9 protein-coding genes are annotated in these 15263 nt (G+C 38.2%); 6 read left to right on the plus strand and 3 right to left on the minus strand.

The window, feature by feature from the left end; genetic code table 11:
• Positions 1-23: 23 nt before the first annotated feature.
• Together AAGF08_RS09775 and AAGF08_RS09780 are read right to left on the minus strand one after the other, a co-directional pair.
• A complete protein-coding gene (locus tag AAGF08_RS09775; protein WP_343510972.1) occupies positions 24-1856 on the minus strand; it encodes a CHAT domain-containing protein in 1833 nt (610 codons plus the stop codon).
• A gap of 9 nt (positions 1857-1865) precedes the next feature.
• On the minus strand, positions 1866-2585 hold the full coding sequence (locus AAGF08_RS09780) for a hypothetical protein (RefSeq protein WP_343510973.1): 720 nt from the start codon (positions 2583-2585) through the stop codon (positions 1866-1868).
• A 367-nt stretch (positions 2586-2952) separates the two neighbouring features.
• Between AAGF08_RS09780 and AAGF08_RS09785 the strand changes: the two genes are divergently transcribed.
• The 6 genes from AAGF08_RS09785 (at position 2953) to AAGF08_RS09810 (ending at position 14044) form a co-directional block, all read left to right on the plus strand.
• On the plus strand, positions 2953-4338 hold the full coding sequence (locus AAGF08_RS09785) for a metallophosphoesterase family protein (RefSeq protein ID WP_343510974.1): 1386 nt from the start codon (positions 2953-2955) through the stop codon (positions 4336-4338).
• A 274-nt stretch (positions 4339-4612) separates the two neighbouring features.
• Entirely contained in the window at positions 4613-7276 is a 2664-nt protein-coding gene (locus tag AAGF08_RS09790; protein ID WP_343510975.1) for a heme-binding protein, read from the plus strand.
• A 175-nt stretch (positions 7277-7451) separates the two neighbouring features.
• Complete coding sequence (locus AAGF08_RS09795) at positions 7452-9245, plus strand: hypothetical protein (protein ID WP_343510976.1); 1794 nt, start codon at positions 7452-7454, stop codon at positions 9243-9245.
• 165 nt (positions 9246-9410) lie between these two features.
• Complete coding sequence (locus AAGF08_RS09800) at positions 9411-12419, plus strand: PVC-type heme-binding CxxCH protein (protein WP_343510977.1); 3009 nt, start codon at positions 9411-9413, stop codon at positions 12417-12419.
• A gap of 103 nt (positions 12420-12522) precedes the next feature.
• Positions 12523-13254 (plus strand): subclass B1 metallo-beta-lactamase, encoded by a 732-nt coding sequence (bla, locus tag AAGF08_RS09805; protein WP_343510978.1) that lies wholly within the window; start codon positions 12523-12525, stop codon positions 13252-13254.
• A 67-nt stretch (positions 13255-13321) separates the two neighbouring features.
• Positions 13322-14044 carry a 3-ketoacyl-ACP reductase gene (locus AAGF08_RS09810; RefSeq protein WP_343510979.1) on the plus strand — a complete coding sequence of 241 codons (723 nt, stop codon included), beginning with the start codon at positions 13322-13324 and terminating at the stop codon, positions 14042-14044.
• 71 nt (positions 14045-14115) lie between these two features.
• Here AAGF08_RS09810 and AAGF08_RS09815 read toward each other — a convergent pair whose 3' ends face one another.
• Positions 14116-15228, minus strand: coding sequence for an endo-1,4-beta-xylanase (locus tag AAGF08_RS09815; RefSeq protein ID WP_343510980.1), 1113 nt, complete (start codon positions 15226-15228; stop codon positions 14116-14118).
• Positions 15229-15263 lie beyond the last annotated feature (35 nt).

Consider the following 15263-nt stretch of genomic DNA (forward strand, 5'->3'; position numbering starts at 1 on the left):
TAATCCTTATTCAAAAGATAAAATCAAAAAGTTGATTCAACCTGAGAAATCAGTTTCTGTAAACAGCTTTTATCCTTAACTTCAGAATATTCATTATCCGCAATCCACCATTCTTTATAGCGCATCAATTGAAGATGCGTGGAGCGTAAAGGAAAATTATCTTGAGAGTCAATCTTTTTTGCCTGATCCTCCAACTTCTTTAATGTTTCCATTAATTCACTCTCCGGTTGATTTAATAATAACCCCAGCTCTAGTCGAGATCCATAGGCCCATACCTCATTTGGATTTTCTATTATCGCATTTTCAATTGCAATTTCTGCTGCTGTTGCATACTTTACTAACACCTCCCCAGTCAATACATAATGTAAACTTATGAATTGTACTAAAGACCAATGATGTGATAAATTACTCAAGGAAGCTTTTTTATACCATACTTGCGATTCTTCCAAGCATTTCCTTTGCTGGGCCCTTAATTCCAAACTATCGGTATCACTTAGTCTAGATTTGTAAAAATAAATTTCTGCTAATCTTTTACTGGCACTCCCCATCAAACCGACCATTTCCAGTGACAATTGGCTATCTCGTTTATCATCATTTTCAATCTGAATACCGAGTATATTAATTCGGGAGTTTAAATCATTGATCAAGGAATCATAATCATCGATCGTTCCCGATTGACTTTCAATTAATTTATCTGCATTTGACCGGATTGTTTTTAAAGCTGCCAATTCCCTTTTAATATTATTTTCCAATAAGTAATCGGCATATCCCTCAGGCAATCTCACATACGCAACCATACTCATCCAGTCGTGGGTTTCCTTTAATGTCGTATATAAATTACATCTGGTTTTGTGAATTGCCCTTCTGACATCTTCCCCTCCCAATAAAGAATTATAAAAATCTCTAACAATTACTTTGGCACCTCCGAATGATAGAGGGAGTTGAGAGCCTATGACGATAGGAACGCCTCTTTTATGTGTAGAATGGACAATATTTTTTTCTCCACTAATCGGACTAATGAAATTTCCACTATCACAGATACAATAAGTAACTGTAAATGGCTTGATTTTCAATTCATCAAAAATCGTAACAAAGTCCTCAACTTTTGATGGCTTATTATTTTCATTGCTTAAAGCAACACCGAATTCCCGATCGAATGGCTCAATGATCTCTGTGCCATGAGCTAAGACATGAATATGAGTAAAGGGTTTACCGGAATTATCTGCTTCAGTTATTTTGCTTTTTAAGTCGAGTAAGCTTGCATTAGGAATTATAGTAAAAACTTCATTTTCGTCATTTTGATCCATATCCTCTGTAATCCATGACCTGAGTGCGTATTTCAAAAAGCTTCTATGTTCTTTCCATGGCACTTCACGAAAACTCCCATATGTAGGATTAGAATAGACGAAAAGGACTTTTGGAATTATAGGCCATTTTTCTTCTTTAGCTATAAAATTTTGCCGTATTCTTCTGGTCAGAATTACCTTTTTGTCCTCTTTAGTAAACCAAGGAATATCTTGGTCATCCAATAAAAGCTCAAAAGGCAATAACCCCAACTCAGATGGATTTAGCACCAAATCTATTTGAATAGGCTCTTCCTCACTTGCTGAAAAATCGGCCATAAAACTTTTTATAAGCTTTGAAAGCTCAATTATCTTTTCCTTTTTCTCTTCTTGCGAAAAATTCACCTCATATCGAAGATCATATAGCTTTTGGAGTAATTCTTTATGTCCGATAGTGATTTTCACGCTTCCAACAGGTTCTGAAGCTTTCAATCTTAAATAAGATTTATCAGGCATCATAACACCGGTGGCAAGGTCATCAAACCGTAGATATTCTATTAAAATAGACTGCATAGAATATCTTTAAAAATCATCTCCTTCTAATACATCTTTGAGAACTTCGACTTCTCCCTCTGATCCCCCTAAAACATTAATCCCTTGTCCTAACCATTTTAATTTAAAAAATCTCAGCCCAATCACTCCTGAGTCTCCTATTGAGGAAAAGACACTTTCCTTATTGGATTGAATCTCTAACCCTCCATCAACTTTTCCTCCCTCTACCTGCTTCAAAACATCGGCAGATGCAGAAATAGTCACTTCAGTTCCGGCTTCCCTAGAGCAAATTATCACACTCCCTTCTCCATTATATACGGTAGAAACAACTTTGTACTTTTTATTCCACGAACTCTTTAAAGCCAGTTTTCTTCCTACCTCATCAATATTTTTCAATTCATCGCTGGTCATTTTTGCTTTTAATACGATTGAATTTTCTTGGGTAAATTTGATTTTCAGTTTTGCATCTGCATTCCCTAATGAACCAAGAGTAGCTGCTTCTCCATTTGCATTTAGAGATTGCATCGATGTACCATCTGATTTGAAATCTATTGAAGCCTCATTCCCTTTATCTACAACTAGCTCAATTTCTGGATAATCGCGCTTAATATTTCCTACGGTTCTAAACAGTCCATTATCAAAAAGACCAAAATCGCCAATTTCAAATGTGTTAGTAATTGGGAACCAAGCTGCATGTAAATTAAGCTCCTTTTGTAATACATCATTAAATTTTTGTGCTAAGCCAGCCATAGATTTATAGTTAAAAGTTAAAGTTTTAAAAGAATCAATTTACATTCAAAAATTTTAATCCTCCTATTTTTTCGATTAATTCTTCTTATTCAATTTGATTTTCCAAAATAGAAAGCACGCTACTTTTGACAGGTGAAATACTTTCTTTTTCAGCCAATAATTTACTTTTCATGGTCTGGATTATTTCAATTCTCCACTTATCGCTAGGTTCACTAAGAATCTTACAACTCTATCTGAGTACCCAAATTGAATCATAAATCACCTGTATGTTAGTTTTTATCTATTTTACATGAAGTGTCAACCAACTATAAGAAGAAAGTCATTTTTAAACATAACTTAGGGATTGAGACCTGAAATAAACCTAGCAATGAAAAAAAAGATCATTAAACACCTAATCCTTTTCGCACCTCTCTTACACTTTTATTTCCCCGGATTATCACAACAAACAGTGGAATATAAAGAGCCAAAATTCCATACTGATTGGAGCAAACCAACAGACTATCCAGACAGAATTATCTTGAATTTTGGGCAAAACCCATCAGAAGAAATAAATATCACTTGGAGAACCTCTCCAGAAATTGATTCAGCCTTCGTAGAAATTGCTAAGGCAAGTGGTGATCCAAAATTTTGGCAAAATAAAAAGACCATTCTTGCTAATACCGAAATCTTTGATGCTAGTGAAATAGCAACAGCTGAAGTCATAGCTCATTATCATTCCTTAGAAATCAAAGAACTGGAAGAGGAAACAATCTATGCTTACCGAGTGGGTGATGGAGAAAGGTGGAGTGAATGGTTCCAATTTGAAACTGCTTCTACAAATCCGGAAAAAGAATTCTCATTTCTATATGTTGGAGATGCCCAAAACTATATTTTGGAACTTTGGTCCAGACTGATTAGAGAAGGATTTAAAACAGCGCCGGAAGCTAAGTTTTTCATTCACGCAGGTGACTTAATTAATTCAGCTCATCGTGAGCAGGAATGGCATGAATGGTTTACTGCAGGAGGCTTTATTCATAGTATGATTCCTTCAGTTCCAACGCCAGGAAACCATGAATACCGCGCGAAAGACTCTGTGGAGATGGTGGCAAAAGCAAGAAGTTTATCGCTGCAGTGGAATCCACAATTTACACTCCCCAAAAATGGCCCTGAGGGATTGGAAGAGACTGTTTATTACATGGACTATCAGGATACTAGAATCATTTCTTTGAATAGCAATAAAGATTTAGAGATCCAAGCTGAATGGTTGGAGGAATTATTGAAAAATACGGAGCAAAAGTGGATAATCGTTACATATCACCACCCCATGTATTCTGCATCTTCAGGAAGAGATAATCCGACATTAAGAGAAATATGGAAGCCTATTTTTGATAAATATAAAGTCGACTTAGCACTGCAAGGTCACGATCATAGCTATGCACGAGGGAGGGTTTCCCCGGGAGAAAATATACTGGAAGGAGTAAACCTTCTTGACCAAACGGGAACGGTCTATGTAGTCTCAGTAAGCGGTGGAAAAATGTATGAAGTTGGCGGAGACTGGACTGAACTGGGAGCTACTAAAGATAGAAGTGGTGAGAACATCCAACTCTTTCAAGTGATTACCATTAAGGGAGATCATTTATTCTTTGAAAGTCGAACTGCCATCGGTGAATTATATGATTCTTTTGAATTGATCAAAACAGAAAATGGACCAAATAAATTTATAGAGCTACGAGCAAAAGCTATTGATGAGAAAATCGAAAGTGATCAAAATTAGCTCCAATTATTTCTAAAAAGCTATTCATTATACCCTTGTTGCAACTCATCAAGGGTATTTTTTATCCTGATCTTTATTAAACTCAGCCTAAGAAAAATGTAATCAAAGAAACTTTCTGTTCATCTCATTCAATCGAAACCGCTCATCAAAAACCACCTCTCAATCGGTTAATGAAAGGATGGGAATTAAGACTTTAAGTATATGAATCCTTTATATTTGAAGCTTAGAAAATGAATATAAAGATCGATAATATAAACCTATTAATATTTTTAGAATGTATAAAACCAGAATAACACTATTCATATCCTTTGCTTTCATATGGCTTGTTGGATGTTCTAAATACAAACCAGCAACCACGGTAGATAACAAGGAACTTATGGAATATTATAGCCCTACAGGGTTTGATCCAAATAACATTCCTCCAGACAGTACCTTATTGGAAATGACAAATATTGCCGGTCCTGATCTTGTGCCTAGCCCCGCTTGTCTTGCTGCTTTGCCAACCGGAGAAGTATTTGTTGGCGTTGATATGATGGGTTCGCTTGGAAAAGAACCTGGAAAAGGGAGTATCATCAAACTTATCGATATTGATAATGACGGTACTTACGAAACCCATACTGAATTCGTGAAAGTGGATAATCCTAGAGGTATCATGGCTGTTGGAGATCAGGTTTTTGTGTTACATACCGTTTTCAACGAATCAACCGGCGAAGCCGAAAGAATGGACTTAGTAGAGTTTGTAGACAAAAACCAAGATGGAGTAGCGGATGGTCCTGCCAATCCTTTAATTAAAAATATTTGTTCTCCTGCATCCTTAAGAAGCAGAGGAACGGACCATGCTACCAATGGCATCCGAATGGGTATAGACGGATGGATATACATCGCAGTGGGTGACTTTGGTTTCCATGAAGCTGAAGATAGAACAGGCAAAAAAATGACAATGCTTGGTGGCGGTATTGTAAGAGTGAGACCTGACGGCACAGAAATGGAAGTTTATGCGCATGGCACCAGAAACATATATGACGTAGCCATTGACCCATTTATGAATATTTATACCCGTGGAAACACCAATGATGGTGGGGGCTGGAATATCCGTTTTATCCATTATGTACAGAGTGGTGAATTCGGATATCCTACGCTATTCAAAAACTTTACAGATGAAATCATTCCTGCATTGGCTGATCTTGGTGGAGGATCCGGAACCGGAAGTTATTTTATGGACGATGATCGATGGCCTGCGGAATATAATCACGTTCCGATGATGGCGGACTGGGGAAAAAGTCAATTGTACATTCATCGAGTGACCATGGATGGTCCGGGCTTTACCCAAAAAGACGAGAATTTTATCAAGCTTTCCCAGATCACCGACGTAGATCTAGATGGCTCAGGAAGAATGTTTATGGCAGCATGGGATGGAGCGGGATACAAAGGAAGCCCAGACAAAGGCTATGTAGTTAAGGTTGTTCCAAAAGACTGGACTTATGAGGCATTCCCCAACCTTAAAGCAGCTTCGGTTGAAGATTTAGGAGAACTTTTAAAAGCTGGGAATTCAGTAACCCGCTTTCATGCGCAGCAAGAATTACTGACCAGAGAGCTAGATCAGGCGGCAATGGCAGCCTTGAAAATCGCTCAAGACAAATCACTCCTTCTTCAGAATCGAGTTGCAGGAATTTATACGTATGCGCAAGCAACTTGTGCTAACGGAGTAGAAGAGTTATTGAAGTTGAGTGAAGAAGATAAAATAAGGGAATTTGCTTTACGGGCTTTAGCTGATAGAAAAACCTGCTTGCAAGCTGTTCCGGAAGAACCATTTATTGCTGCGGTTCATGACGCTAACCCAAGAGTTCAAGCAGCTGCAATTGTAGGCTTGGGTAGATTAGGAAAGCTTGATGCTGCAGAAACATTATTGGAGATTAAAGCTCCGGCTTCTACTAAAATTCCTGAATCGGGAAAAGAAGGGCCGCATGCTACGCCTAACTCAGATATTATTTTATCTCATCTAGCTGTCAGGTCTTTGGTAGAATTAGATGCTGTAGATGCAACTGTAGAAGCGATAAATTCCAATCCAAAATTAGCACTTTGGGCACTTCGCTACATGCATGATCCAAAGGCGGTTGATGGATTGATTGCTGCATATGAGAAATCAGATGATCAGGCTTTGAAGGATGAAGTATTAAGTACGTTGTCCCGATTATATAAGGAAGAGGCGCCTTATGATGGAAGTTGGTGGTGGAGTACCCGACCAGATACACATGGCCCATACTACAAAGCGATAGAATGGGAGTCTTCTTCAAAAATCAAAGATTTCTTATTACAAGAATTAAGTAAGGCCAATCCCTCAAAGAGGAATTTCTTTGCTGGTTTGAATGATCGTAATAGAATGGAAATTGTAGAATTGGGAACGGTAATGGAAGAAGTAGTGGTAGAAGAAGAGACAAATGTTGATTTTGAAGCCATTAAAAACAAAAAAGGTCAAGTGGGGCAATCTTCTATAGAAGATGTGATCTTAGCGATGGCTGAAGTGAAGGGGGACCCAGTAAAAGGTAAAGCATTATTTACTAGTCAGGGCTGTATTGCTTGTCATAGTATTGAAAAAGGGCAAGTAATGAAGGGCCCATACATGGGACAAATCGGATCAATTATGAACCGTGACCAAATCACAGAATCCATTTTGAAACCCAACGCTTCAATCTCTCAAGGATTTGCTTCATTTCTAATTGAAACCAATGACGGAAAATCTTACATGGGATTTGTCACAGCAGAGTCAGCCGAGGAGCTTACCCTGCGTGATATTACCGGCATTGCTACAACTTTGGAAAAAAAGAATATTAAAAGCAGAAAGGAAATGGAGAATTCTATCATGCCGGCTGGATTGGCAAACTCTCTTTCATATGAGGAGTTATCCTCTTTGATCACTTTCTTGGAGCAGCAAAAATAGGTTGAAATAAAGTAACGAAGAAGGGCTAGGAAAACAGGAGGGTCTGTTTTCCTCGCCCTTTTTTAATTAATAAACTGATTTATATCACTTCAAATCCTGAGTAAAGCCATACCTAAAAGATCTATTTGGGGAATTTTTGCAAGTAATTTTGAAGCTTCGTATCAGTTGTAAAAATATGATTCAAGCAAAACCTCCACATTCTTTCCACATCCCGGTAATGGGATTAGGATTCACTGTTGACAGTCCTCTGAAAGTTGCAAAATTTGGTATTTCCAGTGTGATTTCAATTATGGATGATCACCTGCTAGAGGATATGAGAAAAATTTATTCTCAAAAATTTGGAATCCCGTTCAAGGAAATCCCTGAAAACCAGGAAGATTACCGAGCCAATAGAATAACGGCCTTCTTAAATTTAACTTTTGATATCGTAGCAAGTCAAATTCAGAAAATCAAAGAACAAGGTTTGGAAAACGCTGAATTACTCGAAGAATTTTCAGAATTGCTTCCTGAAGAAAATCCACTGAAATCACTGATCGAGGGTTTTCTTGCAAGTAATGGCGAAGAGAGAATTCTACTTTTTGAAAAAATTAAAGAATTGATTCAACCCGGAGCAATTGACGTGAATATCATGACGAAAGTGGATAAACTTAATTATGATAAAAATGGTGATACGCTTCCAAGAGAGTTTTCGGATGCTCTTTCAGCCCTCCGTGGTTTTGCTAACTCAAAAATAAACGGATCAGTCGTTTTTTCAGCTGGATTAAACCCTGCCCTGTATAGCTATGCAGAAAAATTCGATTGTTTTCTTCCAAAAGGAAACAAGAATCCTGAAAAAGGAATTATTCTGAAAGTTTCAGATTATAGATCAGCTTTGATTCAAGGTAAATTCCTCGCAAAAAAAGGGCTTTGGGTTTCGGAATTTCGAATTGAATCAGGATTAAACTGTGGAGGACACGCATTTGCCACAGATGGCTTTTTGATAGGTCCCATTTTGGAGGAATTCAAGCGTAATAGAAATTCTCTTAAAGATTCTCTTTTTGAAGTATACCAAAAAGCTTTGTCAGAAAAAGGGATTGAGGTTTCCTCAAATCAAATAGCTATCAAGATCACTTATCAAGGTGGAATTGGTAATGCTAAGGAAGATACCTTTCTTAGAAATTACTATGAATTGGACGGAACAGGCTGGGGAAGTCCTTTCCTTCTCGTTCCGGAAGCTACCTCTGTAGACGATGACACCCTTCAAAGAATAATCAATTCTAAAAAATCGGATTACTATCTAAGCCATGCTTCTCCTTTGGGGGTTCCATTCAATAATCTAAGGACTAGTTCTGGAGAAAAACAAAGGATAGAACGAATTGAAAAAAACAGACCAGGAAGCCCTTGCTATAAAAAGTTTCTTTCTTTTAGTACTGAGTTTACTGAAAAACCCATTTGTACTGCATCGAGACAGTACCAAAACCTGAAAAGTAAACAATTGCAAAATGGCGAAATTTCCGTTGATCAATTAAAGGAAATCGAGGAAAAAGATTGTTTATGTGAAGGTTTAAGTGCTTCGGCAATTTTATCTAATGGTGCATCTCCTCGGAGAAACCTAAATGCTGTTACAATTTGTCCAGGTCCGAATCTGGCCTATTTCAAAGGTGTTTTCAGTCTAAAAGAAATGGTCGCCCATATCTACGGAAAATTGAATCTTAACCTAGACCCTGATCGACCTCATGTATTTGTGAAGGAAGCCCAATTATACGTGGCCCACTTGAAGCAAGAATTTCAAAAACTAGTATCAAGCCCCTCTTCCAAGCAGGAAAACTATTTGGAAAAATTCAGAGGTAATCTGGAGCAAGGAATAGAATATTATCAGGATTTATTAAAATCTGTACAAGTGGACTCCGAAGAAATTTACTTAAAAATGAAGGATCAATTACAAATCCTTAAACAAGAGTTATATTCATTAAAACCCAATTTAATCTAACACAGACTAGTTTTATAAATCCCTGTTTCTGTAAAACAGGGATTTTTTTTTGACAATACTTTTCTACCTAACTTCTAGCCTCTTTTGGTTCAATACCAACAATATTTTACTTTAGAAATTGGATAAATTCCTAACTTTTGAATTTTGCCCAAAAACCTTGGACTTATGAAACAGCCTCTTTATTTTTTTGCCTTATTAGCTAGTCTGATTTTTTCCTGTTCGGAACCTGAAAAAACTAAGCTTACTGATGAAGAATATGGACAATTGACTGAGGAGCAAAAACGCTCAGTAGAACATGCTGTTGACGGAATAGTAGTCGCAGATGATCGGCTGGAATTAACACTTTTTGCATCCGAACCCATGATGTCTAATCCAACCAATATGGATATCGATGATCGCGGAAGAGTCTGGATCGCTGAAGCATATAACTACCGAACAGCACTGAATCCACGAAATCCAACGAGAGACGAAGGCGATCGGATTTTAATCATGGAAGATACCGATGGGGATGGAGTGGCAGATGAATCAAAAGTGTTTTATCAAGGCAATGATATAAATGCCGCATTAGGAATCGCGGTTTTTGGCGATAAAGTGTATGTTTCTGTCAGTCCCTATGTCTATGTTTTCACAGATGCAGATGGAGACGATGTACCAGAAAAAAAAGAAATTCTCTTCGAAGGCGTAGGTGGCGTTCAGCATGATCATGGGATGCACTCCTTCACTTTTGGACCTGACGGAAAATTATATTTCAACTATGGCAATGAAGGTAAAGGAATCCATTATGCGGATGGCTCACCAATTCTCGATCCTTTAGGAAGACCTGTCAATAGCCAAACCCCGCCCTATCGTGAAGGAATGGTATTTAGAATGAATCCCGATGGATCTGAGGTGGAAATTTTAGCTTGGAACTTCAGAAACAACTTTGAGGTCGCAACTGACAGTTATGGCAGAATGTGGCAATCCGATAATGATGACGATGGTAATCGAAGTACCAGGATCAACTATGTAATGGATTATGGAAATTATGGCTTCAAAGATGAAATGACAGGCCAAGATTGGAGAGCAAGAAGAATTAATATGGAGGATTCTGTTTTCAAGCAACACTGGCATTTAAATGATCCGGGAGTAGTTCCTAATCTATTGCAAACCTATGCAGGTTCTCCTACGGGAATATTGATTTACGAAGGGAAATTACTTCCTGAAGAATATCAAAATCAAATGATCCATTCCGACGCGGGACCAAACATTGTGAGATCTTATCCCATTACTCCAGCTGGTGCAGGTTTCGAAGCAAAAATCATAAACATTTTGGATGGAAATCCTCGTGACAATTGGTTCAGACCTTCGGATGTAACTGTAGCTCCGGATGGTTCTTTGTTTGTATCCGATTGGTACGATCCAGGAGTAGGTGGTCATGCGATGGGTGATTTGGATAAAGGAAGGATTTATAGAGTAGCCCCAAAAGGAGTGAATTATAAAGTTGAAAAACCTGATTATTCTTCCATTCCCTCTTTGATCAATTTATTGCAAAACCCGAATCGGGCAACGCACTTCAAAGCTTTTATGGCTTTGCAGGCAAAAGGAGCAGAAGCAAAAGATGAGTTGGAACAACTTTTTACAACTGGTGAAAGTAGAATGCGGGCTCGGGCTTTTTGGGTTTTGACTAAGTTGCCAAACGGTGACGATTACATCAAAACTGCCTCCACTGATACGGATGAAAATGTCCGGGTAGCAGCTGTACGTGCCTATCGGATCAATAAAATGAATGATACTGACTTTTTATTAAAAATGGCTGGTGATGAATCCGCTGCCGTACGAAGAGAGGTTGCCTTAGCAATTCGCTATAAAGACAATTCTGAAGTGTGGCAAAAACTAGCTGCCAATTATGAGCCAGGAGACAGGTGGTATCTGGAGGCATTAGGAATTGCAGCAGAAGGCTTTTGGGATGAATATCTACCTATTTACTTGGATAAGGTAGGTTCCGGCTGGATGGAGAGCCAAGCTGCCAAAGATATTGTTTGGAGATCCAGAGCCAAAAACACATCTGAACTTTTAGGAAAAATCATTCTTTCACAGCCAGGCAGAAATAATCAGGCTTTTTATAGAGCATTGGATTTTCAAAACCCAGTTGAAAAGAATGGTACTTTAAAGGCTCTTTTGGCAAATGCTCCAGAAGAAGACCAGTTGATTATTTTAAGACAAATATATTTTGATTCAAAAAACCCTGACAACCAAGTTCTAACACTTGCCAAGCAAACTGCGAAAGAAATAAGCGATGATCGGGATTTCTTGGATATCGTAAATAAGTATCAATTGAGAGAAGACAAAGATCGGTTGGAAGCCTTGGTGTACCAAAGTGATAACAATCAGCATTCTCAAATGGCAGCGAATATCTATGCTTCACTATATGGAATGAATGACATAGAAAAGTCTTTTGAGAATCCGGATCAGGAAAAAGCAATTCTGTCCATTAAGAAGTTTGGTACTATTGATAATGAGCGCATGGCAAGGTTGCTTGCTGCTATCTATACTGATGATTCAAAATCTCTTGAAATCAGAACTGCGGCAGCAGAAGCAGCAAAAGGATTTAATTCTGAACCTTATTTATGGGAGCTGGCAAAAACCAATAAAATCCCAGCGGATGTGCTTCCTATTGCACAGAAAATATTATTGTCTTCTTGGAACGGAAATATCCGGGCCGAGGCAAATGATTTCTTTGGGGATGCTTCTGAAAATAAATATGATGTACCCAAAATGCTTGCAGCCTCCGGTTCAGTAGAAAAGGGAAAAACCATTGCTTCTAATTACTGTTTGGCTTGTCATAAAATAGGAAGTGAGGGAATTGATTTTGGTCCGGGTCTTACAGAAATAGGCGATAAATTATCCAAGGAAGCTATGATCAATGCTATCATCAATCCATCTGAAGGAATGGGATTTGGCTATGAAACACAATTGGTGAAAATGAAGGATGGGACTGAGTTCACTTGCATTGTCAATTCTAAAACCGAAAATGATCTGGTAGTGAAATTAGTGGGAAGTGGGGAACAAAAAATTTACAAGCTAGTGGATGTAGAAAGTGTAACCCAGCAGAATGAATCGCTCATGCCGAAATTCCCGCTTTCTGAGACAGAAATTGTTGATCTGGTGAGTTATATGGAAACCTTAAGGAAATAAATTTTCTTAAACTATTCATTGATTATCCCAGCTTGTAAAAACAGGCTGGGATTTTGTTTGTAAATCCCTTTGTATAATATTCCATCGAATTCCTTTTAAAAAAATGAAAAGCACATACTTTTTCTTTGTTCTATTTTTGCTGACCTTTTCCCTTTTTGCTCAAGAAAACACATTTGTATACAAATCAGAAACCCTTCAAATCGAGCAAATCAGCGACAATACCTTTGTCCATATTAGCTATCTAAACACGGATGATTTTGGAAAAGTGGCATGCAATGGAATGATCGTAATCAATGCCGGTGATGCTTTAGTTTTTGATACTCCTGCAAATGAGGAAGCCAGTTTGGAATTGATCGACTGGTTAGAAAATGACCAGCAAGCAAAAGTCAAAGGAGTCGTTGCCACTCATTTTCATTGGGATTGTTTGGGTGGACTAAATGAATTTCATTCCAAAGGAATTCCCTCCTATGCGTCTGCCAAAACAATCGACTTGGCGAAGTCAGCTGGATATCCAGTTCCAGAAATCAGTTTTAAAAAGAAATTAAATTTGGAAGCAGGAGGAATAAAAATCGTCAATCAATTTTTGGGAGAAGGACACACCAAAGACAATTTTGTGTCCTATGTGCATTCAGACAAGGTGATTTTTGGTGGATGCATGATTAAAGCAATAGGAGCCGGAAATGGCAATCTTGAAGATGCCAATGTTTCTGCTTGGCCATCCACAGTCAGCAAGGTAAAATCTAAATTCCCAGAAACCAGGATTGTGATTCCCGGTCATGGGAAAATTGGAGGAGTGGAATTGCTTGATTACACGATCGAATTGTTTTCAAAGTAAAACTACTTCCTTTTGAACTCTATCACTTACTTTTTGATTAATCAAATAGAAATTGAAAAAGAAAAATATGCAATCACTAAAAGGAAAAGTAGCGCTGATTACAGGCGCAGGAAAAGGAATAGGAAAAGCAATTGCAATAGCTTTGGCCCAGGAGGGCGTTCACTTAGCAATACTTTCAAGAACAGAATCCGATCTATTAAAAGTAAAAGAGGAAGTTGCAGGAATTGACTCCTCATTGAAAGTAGCAATCGCAGTGGCTGATCAGTCTGATTTTTCGAGTATCCAAAGTGCCATTGCATCATTAATCTATGAAGTTGGAGTTCCTGATATTTTGGTGAATAATGCAGGAACTGGGAAGTTTGGCAAATTCCTAGATCTAGAAGTAAGCGAATGGGAAAACATTGTAAAGGTTAACTTATTCGGCGTTTACTATGTCATCCATGAAGTTCTTCCCGGAATGCTAGCACGGAAATCAGGCGATATCGTAAATGTCTCCTCCACAGCTGGCCAAAAAGGAAATGCGATGACAAGTGCTTACAGTGCCTCCAAATTTGGCCTAAATGGCTTGACCGAATCACTGATGATGGAAGTGAGGAAGTCTGATATCCGCGTTTTTAGCATGAGCCCAAGTACCATTGCAACAGACCTAGCCATGGACAATAACTTGACTGATGGAAATCCAGAAAAAGTCTTGCAACCAGAAGATTTTGCTGAATTGTTGATAGCTCATCTAAAACTGCCAAAACGCGCATTAGTGAAGGAAGTGGGTCTCTGGTCAACAAACCCTTGAGAAAATATCTTTAAGTCATTCTTAAACCAGCACAAAAAAGCGGAACATACTCATTATGTTCCGCTTTTTTATTAATTATCAACTGCCTCTTTGATACTGTTGAAGACATCTTCTTTCAATTTCATATCCCTATCAAAAGGCAAGGGATAATTTGTTCTTCCCCGAACCGGAAAATTATTCAACCAGGATCTACCGTCGTATAAGCCCCAGAAAGTAACACGCGTGATTTTGTCTTTGTGCTTTTCATAAATAGCGAAGATATCCGAATAGCGCTGGGCCAATTTGGCTTTTCCCTCCGGAGAGATACCGTTTTTATACGGATTAAATTCTTCAGAATTTGCAAAGTTCATATTCAAGTCAGCTCCTTCTGCCCTTCTAGGTCTTGGCAGCACATCCACGTCCAATTCAGTAATCATCACTTTAAATCCAGCCTCATGGATATCTATGATTCCTTGCTCAATTTCTTCCAAAGTCGGTGATTCCAGTTGATAATGACCTTGCATTCCAATGGCGTCAATTTTAATTCCTTCAGCTTTCATTTCCTTGGCAAAATCCAAAATCCCTTTCCTCTTGGATGCTCTCCAGACATTGTAATCATTGTAATAAAGCTCTGCATCAGGATCTGCTTTTTGGGCATTTATGAACGCCTCTTTGATAAAATCCTTTCCTGCTATTTGAAACCATTTGGATTCGCGGAAACTTCCATCCTCGTTAAAAGCTTCATTAACCACATCCCATCCATGGATTTGGCCTTTATACCTTCCAGCAACTGTTTGAATATGCTCTTTCATTCTACCTAAAAGCACATCTTTACTTACCAAATCTCCCGCTTCATCTTCGAACACCCAATTAGGTACCTGTTGATGCCAAACCAAACAATGTCCTACAGTAAAGGCTTTTAGTTTTTCACCTAAGGCCACATATTCATCTCCAAAATCGAAGTTGTAGGTTTCAGGTCGAGGATGAACCAATGCCCATTTCAATCCATTTTCCGGACTCAAACTATTAAAATGTGTCTCGATCAAGTTAAACTCCTGGGTGGCATCGGGAGAAACTTGCCTGGAATTCAACGCAACTCCTATAGAAAAGCTCTCTTTAAAAATGTCCTTCAGCCCTTGATCTTTTGGTTTATGAGAAGCCAAAAGCAAGGTCATTACTAAGAAAAGAATCGTGTTTTTGATCATTGTTAAATAGGTTTAAGGTAATCTTATTTTTTACT

It is taken from the genome of Algoriphagus sp. SE2 (assembly GCF_039563885.1).
Taxonomy (GTDB): domain Bacteria; phylum Bacteroidota; class Bacteroidia; order Cytophagales; family Cyclobacteriaceae; genus Algoriphagus.